This is a genomic window from Oceanobacillus sp. M65 (assembly GCF_052246275.1).
Lineage (GTDB): Bacteria > Bacillota > Bacilli > Bacillales > Amphibacillaceae > Oceanobacillus_B > Oceanobacillus_B jordanicus.
This window is the reverse complement of the sequence record NZ_JBQQCJ010000003.1, coordinates 397,052-419,465: the sequence shown is the minus strand read 5'-3', so window position 1 is coordinate 419,465 and position 22,414 is coordinate 397,052. Positions and strand designations below refer to the sequence as shown.

The 22,414-nt window shown below is 38.8% G+C and carries 32 protein-coding genes and 1 pseudogene; 29 read left to right on the top strand and 4 right to left on the bottom strand.

Annotated features, from left to right (window positions below):
- Window positions 1-29 precede the first annotated feature (29 nt).
- The 3 genes from ACTWPF_RS14305 (at window position 30) to ACTWPF_RS14295 (ending at window position 2,171) form a co-directional block, all read left to right on the top strand.
- Entirely contained in the window at window positions 30-584 is a 555-nt protein-coding gene (locus ACTWPF_RS14305; RefSeq protein WP_443149535.1) for a hypothetical protein, read from the top strand.
- Window positions 585-600: 16 nt separating this feature from the next.
- Complete coding sequence (locus tag ACTWPF_RS14300) at window positions 601-1,167, top strand: hypothetical protein (RefSeq protein WP_443149534.1); 567 nt, start codon at window positions 601-603, stop codon at window positions 1,165-1,167.
- Between the two features lie 71 nt (window positions 1,168-1,238).
- Complete coding sequence (locus ACTWPF_RS14295; protein ID WP_443149533.1) at window positions 1,239-2,171, top strand: manganese-dependent inorganic pyrophosphatase; 933 nt, start codon at window positions 1,239-1,241, stop codon at window positions 2,169-2,171.
- A gap of 124 nt (window positions 2,172-2,295) precedes the next feature.
- Here ACTWPF_RS14295 and menC read toward each other — a convergent pair whose 3' ends face one another.
- On the bottom strand, window positions 2,296-3,405 hold the full coding sequence (gene menC, locus ACTWPF_RS14290; RefSeq protein WP_443149532.1) for an o-succinylbenzoate synthase: 1,110 nt from the start codon (window positions 3,403-3,405) through the stop codon (window positions 2,296-2,298).
- Window positions 3,406-3,516: 111 nt separating this feature from the next.
- Here menC and ACTWPF_RS14285 point away from each other — a divergent pair, with 111 nt between their 5' ends.
- The 3 genes from ACTWPF_RS14285 to mscL all read left to right on the top strand — a co-directional run bounded on the left by ACTWPF_RS14285 (window position 3,517) and on the right by mscL (window position 5,728).
- Entirely contained in the window at window positions 3,517-4,866 is a 1,350-nt protein-coding gene (locus ACTWPF_RS14285; protein WP_443149531.1) for a dihydrolipoyl dehydrogenase family protein, read from the top strand.
- 61 nt (window positions 4,867-4,927) lie between these two features.
- Window positions 4,928-5,080, top strand: a complete 153-nt coding sequence (locus ACTWPF_RS14280; RefSeq protein ID WP_058949927.1) for a small acid-soluble spore protein P — start codon at window positions 4,928-4,930, stop codon at window positions 5,078-5,080.
- A 252-nt stretch (window positions 5,081-5,332) separates the two neighbouring features.
- On the top strand, window positions 5,333-5,728 hold the full coding sequence (gene mscL / locus ACTWPF_RS14275) for a large conductance mechanosensitive channel protein MscL (RefSeq protein WP_058949928.1): 396 nt from the start codon (window positions 5,333-5,335) through the stop codon (window positions 5,726-5,728).
- Window positions 5,729-5,827: 99 nt separating this feature from the next.
- On the opposite strand, the gene yidC is transcribed toward mscL, so the two are convergent.
- Window positions 5,828-6,595: a membrane protein insertase YidC gene (gene yidC, locus ACTWPF_RS14270; RefSeq protein WP_443149530.1), complete on the bottom strand. Its 768-nt coding sequence runs from the start codon at window positions 6,593-6,595 to the stop codon at window positions 5,828-5,830.
- Window positions 6,532-6,915: a hypothetical protein gene (locus ACTWPF_RS14265; protein WP_238018773.1), complete on the bottom strand. Its 384-nt coding sequence runs from the start codon at window positions 6,913-6,915 to the stop codon at window positions 6,532-6,534. Before ACTWPF_RS14265 ends, yidC begins: the two co-directional genes overlap by 64 nt.
- A gap of 124 nt (window positions 6,916-7,039) precedes the next feature.
- On the opposite strand from ACTWPF_RS14265, the gene ACTWPF_RS14260 reads away from it, so the two are divergent.
- From ACTWPF_RS14260 to ACTWPF_RS14165, 20 genes and pseudogenes are all read left to right on the top strand, one after another.
- The gene (locus ACTWPF_RS14260; RefSeq protein WP_443149529.1) at window positions 7,040-7,618 is read left to right on the top strand and encodes a GNAT family N-acetyltransferase; all 579 of its coding nucleotides are present in this window, start codon (window positions 7,040-7,042) and stop codon (window positions 7,616-7,618) included.
- A gap of 323 nt (window positions 7,619-7,941) precedes the next feature.
- On the top strand, window positions 7,942-8,919 hold the full coding sequence (locus ACTWPF_RS14255) for an ABC transporter ATP-binding protein (RefSeq protein ID WP_443149528.1): 978 nt from the start codon (window positions 7,942-7,944) through the stop codon (window positions 8,917-8,919).
- Window positions 8,906-9,679: an ABC transporter permease gene (locus ACTWPF_RS14250; RefSeq protein ID WP_443149527.1), complete on the top strand. Its 774-nt coding sequence runs from the start codon at window positions 8,906-8,908 to the stop codon at window positions 9,677-9,679. The genes ACTWPF_RS14255 and ACTWPF_RS14250 overlap by 14 nt, the downstream gene beginning before the upstream one ends.
- Window positions 9,680-9,816: 137 nt before the next feature.
- Window positions 9,817-10,275, top strand: a complete 459-nt coding sequence (locus ACTWPF_RS14245; protein WP_443149526.1) for a CotD family spore coat protein — start codon at window positions 9,817-9,819, stop codon at window positions 10,273-10,275.
- 95 nt (window positions 10,276-10,370) lie between these two features.
- Window positions 10,371-10,925 (top strand): SLOG family protein, encoded by a 555-nt coding sequence (locus ACTWPF_RS14240; protein ID WP_443149525.1) that lies wholly within the window; start codon window positions 10,371-10,373, stop codon window positions 10,923-10,925.
- Between the two features lie 306 nt (window positions 10,926-11,231).
- The gene (locus ACTWPF_RS14235; protein ID WP_443149524.1) at window positions 11,232-11,606 is read left to right on the top strand and encodes a J-domain-containing protein; all 375 of its coding nucleotides are present in this window, start codon (window positions 11,232-11,234) and stop codon (window positions 11,604-11,606) included.
- A gap of 149 nt (window positions 11,607-11,755) precedes the next feature.
- Complete coding sequence (locus ACTWPF_RS14230; protein ID WP_238018770.1) at window positions 11,756-12,250, top strand: GNAT family N-acetyltransferase; 495 nt, start codon at window positions 11,756-11,758, stop codon at window positions 12,248-12,250.
- 141 nt (window positions 12,251-12,391) lie between these two features.
- Window positions 12,392-12,754, top strand: coding sequence for a hypothetical protein (locus ACTWPF_RS14225; protein ID WP_106896130.1), 363 nt, complete (start codon window positions 12,392-12,394; stop codon window positions 12,752-12,754).
- Between the two features lie 12 nt (window positions 12,755-12,766).
- Window positions 12,767-12,943 carry a hypothetical protein gene (locus ACTWPF_RS14220; protein ID WP_443149523.1) on the top strand — a complete coding sequence of 59 codons (177 nt, stop codon included), beginning with the start codon at window positions 12,767-12,769 and terminating at the stop codon, window positions 12,941-12,943.
- Between the two features lie 9 nt (window positions 12,944-12,952).
- Window positions 12,953-13,399, top strand: a complete 447-nt coding sequence (locus ACTWPF_RS14215; RefSeq protein WP_443149522.1) for a YrvL family regulatory protein — start codon at window positions 12,953-12,955, stop codon at window positions 13,397-13,399.
- Entirely contained in the window at window positions 13,399-13,758 is a 360-nt protein-coding gene (locus ACTWPF_RS14210) for a cupin domain-containing protein (protein ID WP_238018765.1), read from the top strand. The genes ACTWPF_RS14215 and ACTWPF_RS14210 overlap by 1 nt, the downstream gene beginning before the upstream one ends.
- Window positions 13,759-13,778: 20 nt before the next feature.
- On the top strand, window positions 13,779-14,285 hold the full coding sequence (locus ACTWPF_RS14205; RefSeq protein WP_443149521.1) for a GNAT family N-acetyltransferase: 507 nt from the start codon (window positions 13,779-13,781) through the stop codon (window positions 14,283-14,285).
- Between the two features lie 14 nt (window positions 14,286-14,299).
- Entirely contained in the window at window positions 14,300-14,704 is a 405-nt protein-coding gene (locus ACTWPF_RS14200) for a VOC family protein (protein WP_443149520.1), read from the top strand.
- A gap of 186 nt (window positions 14,705-14,890) precedes the next feature.
- Window positions 14,891-15,598, top strand: a complete 708-nt coding sequence (locus ACTWPF_RS14195) for an aspartate/glutamate racemase family protein (protein ID WP_443149519.1) — start codon at window positions 14,891-14,893, stop codon at window positions 15,596-15,598.
- A complete protein-coding gene (locus ACTWPF_RS14190; protein WP_106896136.1) occupies window positions 15,591-16,019 on the top strand; it encodes a VOC family protein in 429 nt (142 codons plus the stop codon). Before ACTWPF_RS14195 ends, ACTWPF_RS14190 begins: the two co-directional genes overlap by 8 nt.
- Window positions 16,020-16,023: 4 nt before the next feature.
- Window positions 16,024-16,417 (top strand): annotated as a pseudogene (locus ACTWPF_RS14185) (NUDIX hydrolase).
- 42 nt (window positions 16,418-16,459) lie between these two features.
- On the top strand, window positions 16,460-16,870 hold the full coding sequence (locus tag ACTWPF_RS14180) for a DUF4181 domain-containing protein (protein ID WP_443149518.1): 411 nt from the start codon (window positions 16,460-16,462) through the stop codon (window positions 16,868-16,870).
- 19 nt (window positions 16,871-16,889) lie between these two features.
- On the top strand, window positions 16,890-17,438 hold the full coding sequence (locus ACTWPF_RS14175; protein WP_443149517.1) for a GNAT family N-acetyltransferase: 549 nt from the start codon (window positions 16,890-16,892) through the stop codon (window positions 17,436-17,438).
- Window positions 17,435-18,367 (top strand): phosphotransferase, encoded by a 933-nt coding sequence (locus tag ACTWPF_RS14170; protein ID WP_443149516.1) that lies wholly within the window; start codon window positions 17,435-17,437, stop codon window positions 18,365-18,367. The genes ACTWPF_RS14175 and ACTWPF_RS14170 overlap by 4 nt, the downstream gene beginning before the upstream one ends.
- 274 nt (window positions 18,368-18,641) lie before the next feature.
- Window positions 18,642-20,018, top strand: a complete 1,377-nt coding sequence (locus tag ACTWPF_RS14165; protein ID WP_443149515.1) for an alkaline phosphatase — start codon at window positions 18,642-18,644, stop codon at window positions 20,016-20,018.
- Between the two features lie 66 nt (window positions 20,019-20,084).
- Here ACTWPF_RS14165 and ACTWPF_RS14160 read toward each other — a convergent pair whose 3' ends face one another.
- Entirely contained in the window at window positions 20,085-20,537 is a 453-nt protein-coding gene (locus ACTWPF_RS14160; RefSeq protein ID WP_161465524.1) for an ASCH domain-containing protein, read from the bottom strand.
- Between the two features lie 149 nt (window positions 20,538-20,686).
- Here ACTWPF_RS14160 and ACTWPF_RS14155 point away from each other — a divergent pair, with 149 nt between their 5' ends.
- The 3 genes from ACTWPF_RS14155 to ACTWPF_RS14145 are packed head-to-tail and all read left to right on the top strand — an operon-like array spanning window position 20,687 to window position 22,380.
- The gene (locus ACTWPF_RS14155) at window positions 20,687-21,436 is read left to right on the top strand and encodes a phosphorylase family protein (RefSeq protein WP_443149514.1); all 750 of its coding nucleotides are present in this window, start codon (window positions 20,687-20,689) and stop codon (window positions 21,434-21,436) included.
- Between the two features lie 7 nt (window positions 21,437-21,443).
- On the top strand, window positions 21,444-22,067 hold the full coding sequence (locus tag ACTWPF_RS14150) for a hypothetical protein (RefSeq protein ID WP_443149513.1): 624 nt from the start codon (window positions 21,444-21,446) through the stop codon (window positions 22,065-22,067).
- Window positions 22,068-22,080: 13 nt separating this feature from the next.
- A complete protein-coding gene (locus ACTWPF_RS14145; protein WP_443149512.1) occupies window positions 22,081-22,380 on the top strand; it encodes a hypothetical protein in 300 nt (99 codons plus the stop codon).
- Window positions 22,381-22,414: the final 34 nt, after the last annotated feature.

Below are 22,414 nucleotides of genomic sequence, written 5' to 3'. Positions count from 1 at the left end.
AAGAATTAAATAGAGAAGGGGGAAAGACATTGAGAGCAATCATCATAAGTAGAATTATATTTGTTACAGGAATTATTGTCCTTTTAGCAGGATTTTACAAGGCTTGGAATATGGCTAGATTGAATCAATTTTCCGATTATAACCCGGAAGGAACAGCAACAATAGATTGGGACACGTTTTTTATGCTTGCTGGAACTTCCTTGATGTACGGTTTTATATTAATCGGTATAGCTGAGATTATCCGTTTATTGGATGGTATCTTGAAGAAAGAGACAGTTACCCAAACACCTTCTCTTACTAAACCAACCGAGCTACAATCCGTTGTTTTCAGTCAAGAAGAAATCGACACGGCTTGGAATCTTACAAGAGAAGATGAAGAAAAGATCTATGAATTATATTCTGATAAAGCAATATTAGAAATAAGACTTGCAAATTTGGAAGGCTACTGTATCGTCAAGGTACAAGATACAAGCAGGCCACTAAACCCGGAAATTAAAGTAGTCGACGTTGGTGGGTTTAGTGCGAAGGATGTGCAAGATACAGAAAAGAGAAATAAGATTCTCGAATGGTATTATCAACAGTAAAGAAGGATGAGCAGATTTGGAAACTAGTAAGAAAAAACGAAAAATCGGATGGTTTGGGTGGAGTTTGGTAACAATTTTCTCCGTGGCACTCATAGCTTCATTGTTACTCTTTTTTAACGTATTCAACATTAATAGTGTTTTTTCAATTGAGGACTTGGAGAATGCACAGAATGAGAAGGCGACAGAGGGGCAGGAAGTCGATGCGGACACTGCAAAAGAGATTGAAGAGATTCAGGAGACAGTAGGAGCGCAACACGTTGAGATAGGTGATTTTATAGCGAAGACCCATGATTTTTATAATGATAAAACAGGCTATGGGAATATTAACAATCTTAATTGGAAAGAACAAACGGATAAAGCAAAAGAAATCATTGGAACTATTGAGAAGGAGATCGAAACGGTTCAAAGTGATGCATTAAAAACAGATCTTAAAGCAATTGTGGAGATTGCAAAGGCTACTATAAGTGATGAGAAAGTGGAACAAGTTAGACATTTACATCGATATTTCCATGATTTGGATATAGCATTGAATCATTATAATGGCTCTGATAAAATTTGGAGGGTAACCGAAACATTAAAATAGTAAATCGCTATTCATCTACATAGTAGGTATGATAATCTTATAGTGGATATTGTGAAAGAAGGAGAATGAATATGGAAAAAACATTGATTTTTGGACATAAAAATCCAGATACAGACACCATTTGTTCAGCACTTGCCTACGCTGATCTTAAAAAAAAGCTTGGCGTGAATGCAGAAGCTGCCAGACTTGGAACAGTTAGCAAGGAAACGCAATTTGCACTCGACTATTTTGGTGTACAAGCACCTGAATTAATTGAAACAGTAGGATCTGACATAAAAGAAGTGATTCTTGTGGATCACAATGAATTCCAACAAAGTGTTGATAATATTAGAGATATACGCATTGCAGAGGTTATTGACCATCATCGCATCGCGAATTTTGAAACAAAAGAGCCTCTATCTTTTCGCGCTGAACCAGTTGGATGTACAGCAACTATCTTAAATAAGATATATAAAGAAAAAGGTGTCGCGGTATCTAAAGAAATAGCTGGACTTCTTGTTTCCGCTATCGTTTCCGACTCCCTTTTATTAAAATCTCCTACATGTACAAAAGAAGACGTTGATGCAGCATATGAATTGGCAGAACTAGCTGGTGTAAAATTAGAAACTTACGGTCTTGAAATGCTACAGGCAGGAGCAGACTTGAGCGATAAATCTGTAACAGATTTACTGACAATGGATGCGAAAGAATTTTCTATGGGTGAAGCTAAGGTGGAAATTGCACAAGTAAACGCTGTTGACACGAACGCAATTTATAAATTCCAAGATGATATTGATACAGAGATTGCCCAAATTATTAAGGATAAAGAGTTAGATCTATTTCTGTTCGTTGTGACGGATATTCTTAACAACGACTCCGAAGTGTTAGCACTTGGTAGTGGAAAAGCGAAAGTGGAGCAGGCATTTGACGTTTCCCTTGATGCTAATAACCGCGCCTTGCTTAAAGGCGTTGTGTCACGTAAGAAACAAATCGTAACAGCATTAACAGATGCCTTTACTAAATAATAAATTGTAGAGCAGACATGCTTTAAATAGCCTCGTTTCTGGCAGTTGAAGTAAAATATCTGCGCTATTTACATGTTAAAAAAGCTAATCACGAGTTAAAATCGTGATTAGCTTTTTTTATTTCTCAGAAAATCTCTTCGTCGACTTTGAATTGGGCCAAGGCTTCAATATCAATGGCGTGGCCGATTCCCAGATCTGTAGGAACGGTGATTAATCCGTTATGGGCAACAACCTTTGGCAGGATAATGTCTTTTTTCCAGTAGTTGTCTGAGCCAGCGTTATCTCCAGGAAAACGGAAGCCTTCCAAAGAAGAAAGGGCAATATTTTGCGCTCTTCCCACACCTGCTTCAAGCATACCGCCACACCAAACGGCAATGCCTTTTTCCACACAATAATCATGAATTTGCTTTGCTACGGTTAAGCCACCGACTCGGCCTGGTTTTATATTAATGACCCGACAGCTTCCAAGCTCAATCGCTTTTTTCGCATTTTCAAGAGAATGAATGCTTTCATCAAGACAAATGGGGGTATCAATTTCTGCTTGTAACTTTGCATGATCTACAATATCATCATGTGCTAGAGGCTGTTCCATCATCAACAATTGAAAGGCATCCAACTCCTTTAACCTTGCTGTATCCTCTAATGTATAAGCAGAATTTGCATCAACCATGATAGGCAGGTCCGGATAGTGGTGCCGTACTTCTTTAAGGACATCTATGTCTTTACCTGGTTTAATTTTCAGTTTCACTCGTTTATATCCATTTTCTTGGCTTAATGCAATTTTATGTAATAGTTCCGCTATGGAAGACTGCATGCCAATAGCAATGCCTGCTTCAATTTTTGATTTCGTTCCGCCAAGGGCTTCGGCAAGTGATTGGCCTTCACGTTTGGCATATAAATCCCAGACTGCCCCCTCTAAGGCAGATTTCGCCATGTTATTCCGTTTTATCGTTGTGAAAAGCTTCGAAACATCATCAGGGTGCTTGATCGAATTATTTAATAAGATAGGAATTAAAAAGTCTCTCATCATGTGTCCGGTTGTGGTGAGGGTTTCCTCTGTATACCAAGGAGCTGTAAATGCAACAGATTCTCCAAAGCCTCGGTTTCCTTGTCCATCATCAATCTCTGTGATGTAAAAGTCTTTGTTTTCCACAGTCCCAAAACTTGTTGTAAAGGGTTGTTTAAGTTCCATGCTTAGATGGTGTAATGTGATTTGCTGTATTGGAATCGTCATTTATATCCCTCCTCGTTTAAGTTTACACCTTCCCTTCCTATTGAAAAAGTTTAACCTCTATAAGGTAAGGGGAAAATTATTGTACGTGAATAGTAACTAGGAGGGGAAAGCGTGACAGAGAAATTTGATGTGATTGTAATCGGGACAGGACCCGCTGGATCTTCAGTGGCAACTTCTTGTGCACAAGAAGGGCTGCGTACTGCTGTTATAGATGAACGTGCTTATGGAGGTACATGCCCATTGAGGGGATGTAACCCGAAAAAAGTGTTAGCGAGTGCTGCCACCATGATTGATGAAACAGAACGGATGCAAGGAAAGGGGATTGCAAAGCCTGCTAAGATTAATTGGCAGGACCTAATGGAGTTCAAGCGTTCCTTTACAGAGCCGGTTCCCGAAGCGAAGGAGAAAAGCTTTGAAAAGGCAGGAATTGAAACCTTCCATGGACAAGCGCAATTTTTAGATGAAAAAACGCTAAAAGTTAAGGAGAAGGTCTTAGAAGGGGGGGAAATTGTTATTGCAACAGGAGCTCGACCTGCTCCATTACCAGTTGACGGAGCGGACCACCTTACGTATAGTGAAGACTTTCTTGAACTTGATCAGCTACCAAAACGTGTTATCTTTGTGGGGGGTGGATACATTTCCTTTGAGTTCGCCCATATTGCTGCAAGAGCAGGAAGTGATGTTCATATTGTGCAACGTGGAGAACAGCCATTAAAGTCATTTGACTCCGATATGGTAGACCTGTTGCAAAAAAAATCGAAAGAAATAGGTATTTCCATTCATTTAAATAGTTCAGTAAATGCAATTGAAAAAAATGATAAAGAATATATAGTAAAGGCAAGTAAAGGCGATGAAGAAGTTTCATTCCGTGGAGATTTAGTCGTACATGGGGGCGGTCGCGTTCCACAAATAAACGATCTCAAGCTAGATCAGGCGGGTGTTAATCATAGCAAGACTGGGATAACTGTCAACACGTATTTACAAAGTGTCAGCAATGAACACGTTTATGCTGTTGGCGATGTAGCAGATACAAAAGGTTCCCCTTTAACACCAGTAGGAGAAATGGAGGGGAAAATTGTTTCGGAAAACATTGTTTCAGATGCAAAACAAGAAGCAAACTATAATGGGATCCCGTCAGTTGTTTTTTCTGAGCCAAAATTGGCCAAAGCAGGTCTCACAGAAAAAGAGGCAAGAGAAGCTAATTATGATGTAAAAGTAAACCATCAAGACATTTCGGACTGGTTTACGTACAGTCATACAAACGATGCTCCGGCTGCTGTCAAAATTATTATTGATAAAAAAACAGATTTAATTCTTGGTGCACATTTAATAGGTGGAAAATCTGATGAATTGATAAATTATTTTGCAATGGCTATTCAAATGAGCATCCCTGTTGATAAACTGAAAAATGTTGTCTATGCTTTTCCAACTGCTGTCTCAGATATTCCATCCATGCTATAACAAATGCATAATTTGCACCCCTTTCTCAAAAGCTAATTACTAGCTGGAAGGAGGAAATCACATGGGTGGAAAACCAAAAGGACCAAAACAGCAGGAAAAGCCAAAATTGCCACAAAGCCCGCAACAACCATATGGGGAGCCATTAAGTGGTTCAAAACAGGTTAAGAATAAAAATCATTCGCGACAAAATCGCAATGTTCATCATGATATGTAAAAATAAAGCGTGGGATAAAAGGATCGCGTCTAGAAATAACCCGAACTATAATGCAAACCCTTGAAAAAGGTTTGCTTAGTTCGGGTTTTGTATGAATGAAATCTAATGTAACGGAGAGTTCTGCCGAAGCCATGCTGAAAAGTTAGTTATTTCCCAGTCTCTTTAAGAAAACACATTGATGGTCATCTGTTCACATAACAACGAAGTTCTGCTATCATTTTGTCATACATAGTTAGGGAAGGAGTCAAACATATGTGGAAAGATTTTAAGGAATTTGCCTTTAAAGGAAATGTTATGGATTTAGCCATTGCTGTTGTAATTGGTGCAGCCTTCAGTGGCATCGTCACATCGTTAGTAACCAATATCATTACGCCGCTTGTAGGAATACTTATGAATGGTGTGGATCTTTCGGGACTGAAATATACATTTGGTGATGCGGAGATATTATACGGGACATTTATTCAATCCATTCTAGACTTTTTTGTTGTCGCGTTTTCTATTTTTCTTTTTATTCGTCTTGCAATGAAATTGAAGCGAAAGAAAGAAGAGGAAGTAGTGGAGGAAGAAGTACCAAAGGTCAGTGTACAGGAAGAGTTGTTGATCGAAATCAGGGACTTGTTGCGTGAGCAGAACGAAAAAAGGGATTGAATTACTGATCCAATGGCAAAATAGCTCTTAAAAATAATAAATCACGACATATATGTAAATGAAAAGGTTGTACTTCGAAGTGAAGTACAACCTTTTTGCTTAACTATATTTTTTCTTAGCTATAATTGTTTGTATGATGAGGAATGCTCCTCCTACAGACCAGTATAGTGGCAAGGCTGCAAGTGAATTAAATGAAAAAATACCAATCATGATCGGTGACAAATATCCCATGATGGCCATTTGCTTTTTCATTTCTGGTGCCATGTTAATTTGTGAAACCTTTGCCTGCAAGAAATAAATAGCTACGGCAATAGCGGTTAGCAACAGATCCGTTTGTCCAAGGTTAAACCATAAAAACGAATGTGTCGCAATTTCTGGTGTCTGCCTGATCGCATAATAAAAGCCGAGTAAAACGGGCATCTGTATTAGTAGCGGCAGACAACCTGCAAGCGATGCAAGTGGATTAATACCGTGTTTTTGGTAAAGTTGCATCATTTCCTGTTGCATCTTTTTCTGAGAATCTACATCTTTTTTATCACTGTATTTCTTTTTCAATTCATCCATTTCAGGCTTAACGACGTCCATATGCTTTTTCATTTCAGCACTTTTTTTCATTTGCTTTAGCATAAATGGCATAATTAGAAGGCGAACAAGAAGCGTAATAAGAATGATTGAGAGACCATAATTATCTCCTAATAAGTTCGCTGTCCCTTTAATAATGGAAGAGAAAGTCTCTACTAAATAATGTTGAAACCATCCTGTTGATTCTCCGTTGCCATTCCCTTGGCAACCTGCCAAAAAGATTAAAAGAATGACCCCGATAAAGCTGTATTTTTTAATAGGTGTAAATACCGATTGTTTTTCCATTGTTGTCCTCCTCGTTTATTGTTCTGTCTGTATAACGAGAAGGAAGGAGCGTCTGTATCATCATCTGCGTCCCGGTACATCATTTTATGGGAGCGCCAGTTTCGCTTATCAATCGTTTCGCCGATCGTAATGAGAACCGATAAAGAATGGATCATGCTGGCATGCATATTACGTGTATAGCATTCATTTGTCTTTTTAATTGTGCCAAATTGAACATCAGCGGCTTTGTAGGAAAAATAGACAGACAGCAGAATGCTAAAGACATAAGCATACACTGGTGAAAAGTCATTTGCTAGCTCCGACATAAATTCAATAAACAATGGTATTCACCCCCTTTATATTGTTTGGATAGATGTTTATACGTTTTGTAAGCAAATAAGTTTCATATCTTTGCTATACTTTCATTATAATACATCTATTAATTAAAAGGATAGGGGTTAATTCGTGGAAATTAGACAATATAATCAAAGTGATGAAAAAGGCTGGGTTCGCTGTCGTGCTCTCTCCTTTCTTGAGACTGCGTATTTTGATAATGTCCTAAGAGAAAAAGAGCATTATGAGAATCCGTCTATCGAGTTAGTTGCAGTGAGTGAAGGGAAGATTGTCGGAATTCTTGATGCAGAATATGATACAACAGAGAACCGGGTTTGTACTGGGAAGAAAGAAAAAGGGGCAATGATCTGGCATATTGCCGTACATCCGGACTTTCAGCGAAAAACGATTGGCGAAAAGCTATTAAAGGAACTAGAAAAAATAGCAGCTCAAAAACAAGTAATGTATTTGGAGGCATGGACAAGAGATGACCAATGGGTGAGGGCGTGGTATGAAAAAAATCATTTCAAGTTAGTCTCCTCCTATCTCCATATATTCATGGAAGGAAACGAACTGCCAAAGATAGAAGGTAATAAGAGTGAGATGCAGTTAGTGCAGGGGTGGGCCCATTATACTGGGGAAAATAAAGAAGCAGTAAAAGAAAAATTTAAGCGTGTTCATGAGTGTGTCTGTTATACAAAAGTGTTGTGATTATTGGTAGTTTGGTAACGGGAAGCAGGAAACGTGAATACTAGTAGTGACACAATGTCCATATAATTGCCGTATTGCTAACACATTGTACTCCTTAAAAATTAAACTCTTCATAAAACCGAGGGAACTTTTAACCTCGGTTTTCGTATGTAAACGTATAAAAAATTCTCCTATTACATTATTCCAGAAATCATACAAATTTGAGTCCTAGGAAACCTCCGCCTCCAGGCTGGATTTTTTTCGTACTAGAGATTGTCGTATCTTATTCTGTTTTTATTTACCATGGAAATATACCAAATTGAAATGAGGAAAGGGATGAGTGAATGGACGCCATAGTTCAAATAAGCAATGTAAAAAAGACGTATAAGAAGCGAAAGACAAAAGAGCTCGTACAGGCTGTAAATGACATTTCGTTTTCGGTGAGGAAAGGGGAGATTCTAGGATTACTTGGCCCAAATGGTGCTGGGAAAACCTCGACGATTAAAATGATTTGTGGGCTACTAAAGCCTGATGAGGGGACAATCTTTATTAATGGGATAAATAACCATGAAAAGCATTTGAAAGCACTACAGCATATAAGTTCTGTGCTGGAAGGAAACCGTAATCTGTATTGGCGTTTGACTGTTAGAGAGAATTTAGATTACTTTGCAGGTAACAGAGGGGTTTCCAGAAAGGAAGCAGCAACACAAATTGAAGATTTATTAGTTAAATTCAATCTAAAAAACAAAGAACATGAACTTGTTAATCGTCTATCTAGAGGGATGCAACAAAAACTGGCTATAGCTGTAGCGATGCTCGCAGATAGTGATGTCATTCTTCTCGATGAACCTACACTTGGTCTTGATGTCGAGACAGGATATGAAGTAAGAGAGCTGTTACGTGGCATTGTAAAAGACTATAACCGAACAATTATCATCAGTTCACATGACATGGATGTAATCCAAGATCTTTGTGAGCGGACTGTCATTATCAATAACGGCACCATTGTTACCGATGATCGAGTCGAGAACCTCTTACGCTTATTCGAAGTTAGATCGTACAAGGTTACTCTAGGTGCACGCTTAACCGACCAACAACATACGAAATTACTCCAGTTTTTCCCAACCCTTACATACATCCCAGACACCCACCAATCGACTTTGGAAATTGACTTGCAGCGAAATGAAGAAATATATGACTTATTTGAAGTGTTAAAGGCTGAAAGCACACCAGTAAAATCAATTGATCGCAAAACCATCAACTTTGAACAAATCTTTATGAAAATCGTAAAAGGGGAGGCGACAGATCATGCGCTGGCTTAATCTATTCAAAGCTAATTTAAGAAAAGAATATTTGGAGTTGAGAAGATACCTGCCAAACACGTTGGCCATGATTATTACCTTTTATGTTATTTTCCTTGGAATGTTTGCCGGGATTCAGCTTATCGGTGACCCGAGCTCTCAGGATGTGAATACGCAGTATGTAATCGTCAACTACATTTTCTGGTTTTTAGCTATGATGGTTGTCAACAACATTGGCTGGGAAATCACGAATGAAGCCATGCGTGGGACACTAGAGCAGCTGTGTATGTCACCAATGGGAATGTGGAGAATTATGGTCACAAGACTGTTCTCCTCTACCATTGTAAATATTTTTATGATTGTTGCATTGCTGTATTTATCCATGCTGACAACAGGGCAATCACTGAACATTGATCTTGTGGCGCTCATACCTATCCTTAGTTTGTCATTGGTCAGTATGTTTGGGCTTGGTTTTATTATTGCCGGGATGTCTATTATTTTAAAACAGGTTCAGGCATTTTTACAGATTCTCCAGTTTATATTAGCGGGTCTTACCTTTGTCCCCCTATCTACAGCACCTTTTCTAGCGTATTTTCCATTTGTTAAAGGGGTGGATATGGTGCGGGAGGTTATGATAAACGGCGCCACAATAACACAGTTAGGTGCAGGCGATTTTATTATTTTAACGGTTAACGGAGTCGTCTATTTTATAGTTGGTCTCCTGGTTTTCCTTTATTGCGAGAATGTAGCGATGAAAAAAGGCTTGCTGGCACATTATTAAACAATTAATGTTATGAAAATCACCTTTTAGAATACCGTTTGGGTAAATTATTTTCCTCACTAGGTCGATGTCTTATACAATATCAGGCCAACTGTCATAGGTTATTAATGAACCTATCACAGGAAAGGGGATTTTAAATGAGACATCATGGGCATCAATGTGGATGTGGCTGCCAGAGACCAAAGCAAGTAGTTCATCCAACGAAATATAACTGTGTTAACCAATATTCAGAGAGTGTTGTGGAGCATATTCATCCATCACACACAACGGTTATGAACCATCATTTAGTTAAGAACAAGCATGTGTTTCCACACTCCACATCTGTACAAAACACGTCAAACAGTGTAAATCAGTACGGTGGATCTTTAAACGTTCCATCACCAAACCAAGTAGCGGGAGCAATGAGCCCTGGAATGGGGCCAAATAATCAAGTAGCAGGAGCAATGTATCCAGGCATGGGACCAAATGGTCAAGTAGCCGGTGCAATGAGTCCAGGCATGGGCCACAATGGTCAAGTAGCAGGAGCAATGAACCCAGGATATGGTAAGCATTGTGGTGGACCAAAACAGTGGCAAAAACCAAATAAATGGTGTTAACTTAGTAATAGAGGCTGACGGTAATCATGTCAGCCTTTTTCTATAAGGAAAACTCATGCCATATGATAGTTAGGTTTATTGTTTGGAGGATACATATGAAGATTTTAGCTGTTTCAGGTTATAAACCTGCCGAGATAAATATATTTAAAGAGAACGACCCCCGAATTAATATTGTAAAAGCTGCAATTCAAAAAAGGCTTATCCAATTTATTGAAGAAGGATTGGAATGGGTTATCATATCTGGTCAAATGGGGGTAGAGCTTTGGACGGCTGATATTATATTTTCTTTGCAGGAGGAGTATGATATCAAGCTAGGTGTATTTCCGCCGTTCGAAAACCAAGAGAGTCGCTGGCCGGATCCCCTTAAAGAAAAGTATGAGGAGCTTAAGATGCTTGCAGACTTTTTTAAGCCTATTTACAAAGGTGATTATAAAGGAGCCTACCAGTTTAAGGCTAAAAACTTGTGGCTTGTAGATAAAAGTGACGCAAGCCTAATCTTAATGGATGAGGAATTCCCTGGGAGCAACCGTTTCTTGTTTAGTGCCGCGAAGGAAGCTGGAGAAGCTTATCCCGTCTACACTATAACCCCTGCTGACTTGGACGATATTGTAGAAGAAATACGAATGGCAGACCCTGATTACTGGCAATGATTCTTTGATGGAGGGATATTGCATTGGCCGAGAGCGCGGTATTATCGCCTGAGAGAACGAGCATATTGGCCGAGCGAGCGTGATTATCGGCTGAGAGAACGAGCGCACCGGCCGAGCGAGCATGATTATCGGCTGAGAGAAAGAGCACATCGGCCAAGCAAGCGTGATTATCGGCTGAGAGAAAGAGCACATCGGCCGAGCAAGCGGAATTATCGGCTGAGAAATTCAGCACATCATCTGCCTATTAAGCAGGGATCTTCACCTTTATAGCGAATATAATGGTGAAGCTTTTATTAGAGGGGGCTGGTGGATTTGGATAAAAAGAAAGAGCCGTTTGAAATAGAAGAAAGACTGGAGTATAAGGATCATTTATCAGAGATAATTAAAAAGGCTGAACGGGAAGGGCATTTTGAAGACCTCCCAGGAAAAGGAAAACCATTGCAACTCGGGCAAGACTATCTTAATCCCGAGGAAAAGCAACTTTATAAAACAATGAAAGATAATAATGTATTACCAAGATGGGTGGAGCTTGCAAATAAGATAGATCAACTAAAAGAGGAGCTATCCCAAATAGAAGGAAAAGAGCGGGCCAGAAAAATTAAGCAGATAAATAAGCTAGTGAAAGAATACAATTTTGCTTGCCCGCCGTCTTTGCAACGAAACCGCATAACAGATAAATAAATGAGAACAGAGGCAAAATCAATTTAACGATTTTGTCTTTTTTCATATTCAACTACCATTACGTATTCTCGAAAAATAATAATTAAGGTACTTCCCTAAAAAGATTAATGTTATAATGTTTGAAAATATTGGAATATGGGTGGGATTGGATGGAAACGGTCATACGATTAATGGAGGAAGAAGATATTCCATTGGTACAGAATGTAGCAAGGACGAGCTGGAAAGCAACATACAAAGGGATCATACCAGAAACGGTTCAGCGAAATTTTATTAATATGGCATATCGTGATGAGATGATGCAAAGAAGGATGAAAGCCTCATTTTTGTATGTTGCGGAAATAAGCAATGAGATTGTGGGATTTGCTAACTTTTCTCGAGTCAAAGAGAAGGGAGAAGTGGAACTAAGTGCAATCTATCTCCTCCCAAAAGTTCAGGGAAAAGGCATAGGCAGCGCATTGCTTGCAAAAGGGATCCATGAGCTAAAGGGTGCAACTGAATTATTTATAAATGTAGAAGAAAACAATGAGCTCGGAAAAAGCTTTTATATCGCAAAAGGTTTTCAGGTCCACAGCACATTTGACGAGGAACTAGACGGCCATATTTTGAAGACTGTGCGAATGGTCAAAGAGATACACAGGATTTAATCGAAACCAATTATTCGTTCAATCGTATAAATACATGTTCAAGAAATATGACAATTATATAAGTAGGAATTAAATTTTCGCAATCATGCCTATTTTCGGTAAGCATAGATTAAAAATGATTTGAGAACATGGAGGGATACTTTGGCCTTAACACAGTTTATCTATATTGCTACAGGATTTGTCTCTGCTTTTATAGCAGTTTTTATAATCCTTGCCTTTTTAAACGGAAAATGGAAAGAGCGACCACATCGCTTATCTTGGGCTGCTTTTGTAACGCTATTACTTTATTGGATAACAGTTTTGACCCAGGTATACGATCTATTCCCCTTCGATGTAGGAAACTTTTTATTTGATTTATTGTGGCTCAGCTCAGCTATATTATGTCTGTTGGCTGCATGGAAGGAAAGTAAAAATAACCAGGCAGTCGCGTGGTTTTTGGCGGGTGTTTCGGTAATCAGTCTTCTCTTTGGTTTTATTCTTGTAGGCATATCCGGTATGGAATAGGAGGGACACAAAGTGGGCTGGATAGCAGTAATGGTATTAGTTTTAGTATCCATTACAGTGGATGTATTATGGTTCGATATTGAACGGAAACGATGGAGCTGGTTGAATAATAGCACAAAGCTCCAACTAGCTATATTCCTGGGAGCATTCAGCGTAGTTAGTGGGGTTATCTATTACGTAATGAGTTAGGAGCGAGGAATGTTCAAGAAAAACAAAAGCCAGAAGGATAACTTAGGCGTTATAGGAAAAATAGCCGTTGGATTCATGCTTGCATTGCTTATTCTCTCTAGTGTTACTTTTTTCTTGGTTCTTTACTTCTTCGGTTTTGCTGGCATATTTATAATCGTAGGGATTGAATACTACTCATTCAAATTACTAATTGTGTTTAGTCTATGGTTCCTCGGCGTCGGCATTATTTTTGAGTTGGTCTTTAAAGGCGTCTTCTTCTTGGTTATCGCTAATATTAATCGCTACAAAATTTATCTCTATATTCTGGTTGATGTTATCGCAGGATGGCTAGCACTTTTTACAGTCGATGAGCTTATAACAGGTATTACTATCTCAGCACCGCAAGAGATGATCATTGCCATTATTTTGTCACTTACTGAATTTGCTTTTAAAGATAAGGAGGAAGGAAAAGACTAATGAAATTGTTTCGTTTTGATAAAGAGGTGGGCACACACATCAGCCGCTATGAATCTGACTTTTGGCTATCCCGTATCCTCCGAACAGAAAATGCGAATCTACAAATTTCCTGTATGCATTTAGATGTAGATGGTGTCATTGGGTTGCATCCTGCTACGGTAGATCAGCTACTCCTCATTATGGAAGGAGAAGGAATGGTTACCGGTAGTGAACAGAAGGAAGTGAAAGTTGTGAAAGGCGAGGCTGTATTCTGGGAGGCTGGCGAATGGCATGAAACAAAATCTGAAAAAGGAATGACTGCCATTACAATAGAAGGAAAAGGAATTGATCCTGGGACGTTTATGAAGGAAAGGAATTAAGAGTAATGGAGGATGAATTTGTGCGTATTAGAATCGCGAAGCCCGGTGACGCAGCAGGGATTGCCAAAGTGCATGTTGATGCATGGCGAACTACTTATGATGGAATTCTCCCTCAGGAATTTTTAAACCTTCTTGATTATGGAAATCGAACGAACCTCTGGCTTGAAAATTTAAAAGCAGACACCATTTTTGTAGCAGTTAACACGAAAGAAGAGATAATCGGCTTTGCTACAGGTGGACATAAAAAGTCGCAAGGATATAACGACTTTCAAGGTGAATTGTATGCTATCTATATTCTAAAAGAATTTCAAGGCATGGCCATAGGAAGAAAACTACTGAATAGGATAGTGGAATACTTAAAAACGCTTCAGATAAATTCGATTTTAGTACTTGTGCTTAAAGAGAATCCTGCTATCCAGTTTTATCATGCTATGGGTGCGCAAAAGATTGATAGTCTTACCATAAGGATTGCGGATACGAAGGTAGAGGAAGAAGTATATGGTTGGAACAATTTGGAACTTTTATAAAAGCGAGGGATAAGATGAACTTTAATACATTTGATGCTACGCAAGTTCGAATTGCCCGTCCTACTGATCATTTTAAACAGGTAATTGAGTTTTATGAGCACGGAATAGGGCTGAAGAGACTTACGGAGTTTACCGGGCATGAAGGATACACTGGAGTGATATTGGGCTTGCCAGGGGCTGCCTACCATTTGGAATTCACGACACATACTAGTGGAAGTCCATGTCCTGCTCCCACGAAGGACAACCTACTAGTATTCTATATTCCAGAAAAAACAGCGATTAATAGGATTACAAAACGACTTAAAGATATGGGATACAGCGAAGTAGCGCCTGAAAATGGTTACTGGAAAGAGAAGGGAATAACCATAGAAGATCCAGATGGTTGGAGAGTCGTGTTGATGAACACGAAAGGGATATAGAAAATATATCCATGAATAATTACCATATATCCTATTAGCAGCAACAGCTTTCATTCTAGCACATCTCATTGGAATAGATCTTACTGTATTTGGGTTATGGGTGACGGAATACGTTGTACCATGGGCAATCCTTATTATGCTCTTTTTAATAACAAATTAACTCGTAAGGATAAAGGAGAATAATTAATGAAAACAATTGGCTTAATTGGGGGAATGAGCTGGGAATCCTCAGCTGAATACTACCGGATCATAAATGAAGAAATAAATAAACGACTTGGTGGGCTTCGTTCTGCCAAAATCGTGCTGAATAGTGTTGACTTTGAAGAGATTGAGCATTGTCAAACGACTGGGGAATGGGAGAGAGCAGGCGAGATTTTAGCTGATTGTGCGTCTTCTCTTGAACGGGCCGGCGCTGATTTTATTTTAATATGTACGAACACCATGCATAAAGTGGTGAAACAAATTGAATTTCGTGTTAAGATCCCGGTCCTTCACATTGCGGATGCTACTACCTTAGCTATTCGAAATGCCAAGATCAAAAAGGTAGGCTTATTAGGTACCTCTTATACGATGGAACAGGATTTTTACAAACAAAGAGTTGAAGAAAATGGGATAGAGGTAATCATTCCTGAAAAGGCAGCACGTGAAGAGGTCAATACGATTATTTTCAATGAATTATGTCATGGAAAGATAGAGTCTAGCTCAAGAGAATATTTTAAATCGGTTATTGCGGATCTAATAGAGCAAGGAGCGGAAGGCATTGTATTAGGCTGCACAGAAATCGGTCTTTTGATAAAAACAGAGGATGCTCCAGTCCCTGTGTTTGATACAACACACATTCATGCAATAAAAGCTGTGGATAAGGCTTTAGAGGTAGGTGTAGGACGTGGATAACACTATTTGGCGAGTAGGGACAACGTACATACCTGTTCATCATGTAGAAGGATCTGCTAAATGGTATAAAAGCAATCTTGGTGCAGATATCATGTATCAGGATGAGAAAAAAGCAATTATTAATTTTGCTAACCAAAGCTTTTTCCTTGTAAAGGCTTCAGAAAAGGCAACGGCCAATTTTGAGGATAGTGATGGAAACGTTCATTTCTCTTTGACATTTGAAGTGGATGGACTGGTTGCTTTAGAAAACTTGCATCAGCAGTTTAATGAAAGTGGCATAAAAATTGGTCCTATTGAGGACCGGGGACATGCGGGAAGAAATTTCATCTTCTATGATCCAAGCGGAAACAAGTTTGATATTTGGAGCGAACTAAGCCCAGATTTTAAAGAGAAATATGGTATCAACAATGAGTATCTATAAACCGATGGAAACGTGGGAGGGTGCTGCAGGAGTATGTCTAAACGAAAACAACGAATTGTTTATGGTCTTGCAAGGCAAGGTAGATGAAAAGAAAACCTGGTCTGTTCCTACAGGTAATAAAGAGGATGGCGAGACTTTCGTTTCTTGTTGCTTAAGAGAGGTTTGGGAAGAAACAGGTTACTTGGTTGAAATAGTTGAAGAATTGATGGTAAAACAGGCGGAAATAGAGGAAATCCCAATCCAGGTGGAAGTACACTACTATGCTGTGAGAATCATTGGTGGAATTCCAACTATTCATTATCCATGAAATTGCTTGGAAATCCAAAAAAGAGTTAGAAACGTTAGACCTTTCCTTCCCCGAAGATCGAGGATTTTTCCTTAGGACGTTAAGCAGTTAAGTGAATTAATGGCCAAAGTGAATTTAAACAAGGGGGCTAAAAGTGTACGGCGAGTTTGATTACGTAGAGTTCTTGGTGAAAATTCTTCTGTTGACTGTAATTGTAATAGTGCTACAAGTGTTGTTAAGGAATTATCTAAATAAGGTGTTACATATAAAAAAGAAATTTTTCTCCTATGACCATGTGAATAAAATACATCAAAAATTTGATTGGCTTATTAGGATTGCTTCGGTTTTTATTATTTTCTACTTCATTTACCAAGATGATTTAAAAGAAACCATTTATGCGATATTGAGCCTAGCGGTAATACAAGAATCGGTAAAAGCTTTTATGGAATGGAAGTATATAAAAAGTAGAAAGTTTCATTATATAACCCTTATTGAACTTGGAGGTTTTATCCTATTTGCAATCCTATTATTACTAACAAATGGGTTTGGATTATTTAATATCTAATAAAGAATACAGGTGAGTTATGGTGTATAAAGCAGATAAGCTTTTGGTGCGAACTATTGAGAGAAAAGATGAGCTGAAGCTTGTAAAATGGTTATCTAACCCAGAAGTGCTGGCGTTTTATGAAGGTAGGGATAAGCTATATGATCTCCATATGGTGAGAGAGGATTTTTACCAGAATGAACCTGAAGTAAGCAAGTGTATCGTCATATATGAGGATGTAGCTATTGGTTACATTCAATTTTACGAAATTACTGAGAGAACGAGCAACCTTACAGGATATGAAGAAGTTACATATGGGATGGACCAGTTTATAGGGGAGCCTAGTTACTGGGGGAAGGGAATTGGAACCATGCTTGTTCAGTCGATGCTTGATTATCTGCAACAGGAAAAGCAGGTAGATGTCGTCGTCCTGGACCCCCACGTCACAAATTATCGAGCGATCCGCTGCTATGAAAAATGCGGATTTAAAAAGATAAAACAATTGCCCGCTCATGAGTATCACGAAGGGGAGTATCGAGATTGCTGGTTGATGGAATATCGAACAAGGAGTAGGAGAGGGAATTCATGAATGGTAAGGATATTTTAACGCAGTTTGGTTTTAGTACAAGTGAAGAACCAAAGAGTATCTATGCTTTTTCTCCGGTGTATCGAGTATCCCCTGAAGGGCAAGCTGACATCATTATTAAGAAAACACAGCGTCCTTTAGAAAAAGCGGGGAGGGTAATGGACTACTTACGCTTTCTTAAGAAAAATGGTGTAGGTGTTGTGACACCGGTTGATTTAACAACGCATAATCCACAGCAGATAGAAGATGAGGTTTATGTAGCTTATCCGTTTATAGTAGGTGATGAATATAATGGGAAAGAGGAAGAAATCTATGAGGCTGGCAAACTTCTTGGAAAAATACATGCACTCTCACCGAAAGAGAATGACTACCAATTAAGTGTCTATGATGTCTACGATTTTAATTTGGATGAAGTAGATGAAAGTATGAAGCAAATTAGCGAACATGTTGGTCAACATGATGTGGACATAAGTCTTCCATTACTCGAAACGAAGCTTAGTCAAGCTGTTGCACAGCAGGAGAGACTAAAAGATATTGCTTTACCAAAAGTCATGACCCCACATGACTATAAAGCAAATAACTTAGTTTATACACCATCTCCTTACTTAATCGATCCAGATAATGCCACATGGATACCGAGAATTTATGATTTAGCATTAGTGCTGTTTCTATTTCACAATGAAATGGATAGTGCTCCTGATAAACTATTTACGCCTAATCAGTGGACTCATTTTATGAAAGGGTATGCAGAGTTTACCGAATTAACTGAAATGGAAAAAACCTATTGGAATGCCGCACTTGAACATGTGTTTCTTGATGAAGTGATGTGGTTGATGGCAGAGGTTCCGGAGGATTGGGACAGGCCCGAACAGCGATCACTATTTGAAAGCTTAGCCCAAACCTTGAATGATCTATCGGCATATACACTATAAGGAATTGCTAGTTAATGAAATTGGTATGCTGTTATTGTCACTGTGTTGCTCATTATCTCTATCATAGGGAAAATCTAGTATGCTTATTATGCTACTAAAATATTAAGTAGAATTGTTTAGGAGTATGGAGTAGGAGTCGAAGGAAGACAACTAGGCATATTGCCAGGGAACCATTTCTCCTAAAAAAATTCACTGGGTATTTACCTTCTATTTAATCTCTTTTAAAATCTCTCCGTTATGCTTGTACTGAGTTAAATTTGAGAGGAGAGATGGCATGTTTAAAAAGGTTGGGGTTGTCGCATTGAGTGCTGGTCTTATTTTTTCCGGGATGGGCTCTGTTCCTACGGTAGAAGCGGGTAAGCCGGAATGGGCAGGAAAAGGAAAGCCTGATTGGGTGGAAGCACGGAACGGAAAACAAGATGTAGAAAATGTAATTTATATGATTCCTGATGGTTTTAATGCTGACTATGCGAAGAATTATCGCCTTTATAAGGGTGAGGATGCTGCATGGGATAAGCATTTAAAAGGCATGTACACCACATATTCTGCTAATTCAAGTATTACAGATTCAGCTGCAGCTGGTACAGCAATGGCTACCGGGGTAAAAACGAACAATGGAATGATTGGCCTTAACCCTGAAGGAGAAGAATTGGAAACCATTTTGGAAGCTTCTAAAGAACAAGAGATGGCAACAGGGTTAGTATCCACTTCTGCCATTACACATGCGACTCCAGCAGCATTTGCTTCACATGTAGAAAGCCGTAACAATGAAACAGAAATCGCCAGACAACTGATTGCAAATGAAGTGGATGTCATGCTTGGCGGTGGAATGAATAATTTTCTACCTGAAACGATGGGCGGTAATCAGGAAGATATGAATGTGTTGGAAGCAGCAAAGGAAAGAGGGTATAAGGTAATTGAGACCCGTCAGGAATTAATGAATCAAAATGATATTGCTTTAAAACAGGATGATAAATTACTAGGTTTATTTGCAGGTGGCGCGTTACCAGACGAATTGGCTCGTGATAAGAAAGTACAACCAAGTTTAGCTGAAATGACAGAAACAGCTGTTGAAATCCTCGAGCAGGGTGAAGATGGATTCTTTCTTATGGTGGAAGGCAGTCAGATTGACTGGGCAGGCCATGCTAATGATGCTGGATGGGCAATGAGCGAAGTAGAAGCATTTGAGGCAGCGGTAAAAGCTGCATTAGCATTTGCTGAGGAAGATGGAGAAACACTGGTCGTAATTGGTGGTGACCATGAAACAGGTGGAATGACCACTGGGATAGATGGTTCGCCATCTAACGCTTCTCCAGAAATTTTAAAAAAGGTGAAAGCAACTGGTACCCATATGGCCTCTGAACTGAACGAAGGACGTACGAATAGTCAAGAGGTGCTTGAAACGTATACCGATTTGGAATGGAGTGCAAGCGAAATCCAACAAATACAAGAGGCGGAGGATCCAGTCGTTACAATAAACGAACTTATTAGTAACAAAGCAAATATTGGTTGGACAAGCAGTAATCACACATCTGTAGATATTCCACTGTATGTATATGGGCCAGCATCAGAGGATTTCACAGGGTTTCATGACAATACAGATCTACCTAAATTCATAGCAGAATCCCTTGGTATAAGCCTGGATAATTAAGGCGGAATCTATTAGATAAGCGTTCTGGAAGGAAAGTGCTTGGGGTTTAAATCTCCCCAAGCACTTTTACCTGTTAACATCTATTAATTCAAATCGTTCACAAACTAACAGCATGTCCTCTTTGAAATCCAATCCCATTTGTTGCAATTCATTAGTAAAGAATTTCACATGAGCATCCTTCCAGTACTGGTACGTTCTGTCGCCTTCCCCTTCAGCAATAGCAAATTCCTCTGGAACCTCATTCATTGGCATAATATCAACCTTTACTGTTTTGATAATTGCCATTGGCTCGTCATTTGAATTCAATATGACACTATAATCCTCCACAGCTGGCAAAGGCTCGTTCTCCATTTCATAGAAGATTAATCCAGAGCAAGTTGCTGTTTTTACGCCATCTATAACTAGTTGTGCTAAATAATCTGGATCTGCTCCAAATTGCCAAGATTCATAGGACTCTGGTTTTACTTGGTTTTTCGATTCCCAAAAATTATTCCAATATGATTGTGCAGCTGTATTCATTTTTCTTCCTCCTAAAAAGGTGCTTGTTACGTATTCTGTAAGAATTTACATTTGTAATTAAGCATACAATACTTAATTTTATAAAAAAAGGAAATTATGAATAGAATAGCGAATAATAATTAAAAGACAGTAGTTAGGAGTATATACATATGACCTTATATGGAGAAATGACAAAAGCAGACTGGATGAAAGCTTTACATATTAAAGATGAAAATATTCCCACAGCCTTTATTTTGCATGGGGAATGGGAGCATGCATGGAACATTGAAATTTGGAAAGAGTTGTTGGCAGAAGAACAATGGATCCCTACATGGAATGCCATTACAGGAAACTACAATCAAACTAGAATTGGATTTGCAAATGTGTTTGGAGGGCCTCAAGCTGCCATGATAGCGCATCGTTTTGCTATGCTTGGTACAGAAATAATGATCCAAACAGGCTATTTTGGAGGGCTTTCAAAGCAAGCGTCCTATGGAAACATCTTTATTGTAACAGGTGCTTATATGGAGGATGGAGTTTCTAGGTGGTATTTATCCGAACAAGATATGGTATATGCCGATCCCATGCTGGTTAATGAAGCGATTGCCTATTGCGAAGAAATGAACTATAGCTATGTAACTGGCAATATATATACCACAAGTGCTATGTTAATGGAGACAAAAGAGCTAGTGGAGGATTGGTCAAATCGAGGGTTTATTGGGGTGGACATGGAGACAGCTACGACTTTTGCGGTTGCCAGTAAATACAATCGGCGTGCTGTTGGTTTACTTAATCTTTCTGACCATTTGATACAAGGGGATACCTTGTATTCGCGTATAGCCGATTATGAGCAAATTGAAGAGAGAACCGACCAGAGAATTAGAGAAATAGCATTATATCTTAGTAGTTTAGGAAAGTAGGAAGAAAATGATAACACGGAAAGTTACATTCCTTATTATAGTCAGTTTATTTGCGTTACTAACAGCCTGTAACTCGGAATCCCAACAAGGTGATGCACTGATTAAGGAAGGGGAGCTTACCGAGTACGAACGCAGTCTAACTGATTTAGTTAGTGAAACCTTCTTTATTTATGATGTAGAATTTTTAAATGAGAATGCAAAAGAGGTACGATTAAAAGTGGATTATTATCAAGAAGGAGAACTTGTAGACACAATTGTGGACTTTGGTACATCGATAGAAGAAAAAAAATCACGGTTCGTGCTTCTAAACACGCCGTATAAGGATAAAGAAAAATGGAATGCTGCAGTTATTACAGAAAATGGAATGACCAGTTTGGAAACGGATCCTATGGATAGCTTGTCAAATATGGATATGACTGTTAGTTCTGTAGGAATGGATGAAACCGAATTGAAAATAGGAGAAAAAACCATTATTGCTTCCATAGTAAAAAGCAATCAGGAGAATATTTCGATACCGACTGATATTGCTTCAGAGGAGGATTTGATAGAAGTCACTGCATATGAGCATGCCTTTCTTGTATCTGCAACTCTAATGGACTGTCATATTGGAGACGAAGGATGTACCGAATAAGGAGTGAGCACTAATGCGAGTAATACTGGAGTTGTTAAGGATTATCTTTATTTTTATACTGCTTGGAGGATTTACATGGGAAGTATTAAATTCTATTTACAGTGCTTATGAGGGAATTGAGACCTATAAGTGGATAGGTGCAATAGGTATCTATTTAACGCTTTTTGTATTGTATCGTAACATATTTCAATTTTCGGGTTGGTACCAAGGGAAGGGGCGGAAAAAGCTCCCACGTAATATGACGTTTGTTATATTATGTGCGTCAATACTATGTATACTATTACCATTCCCAATGGAGTGGTTAGGTGGTTAAAAAACTCCCCTTTTGGCCATATGGCTAGCTCAGG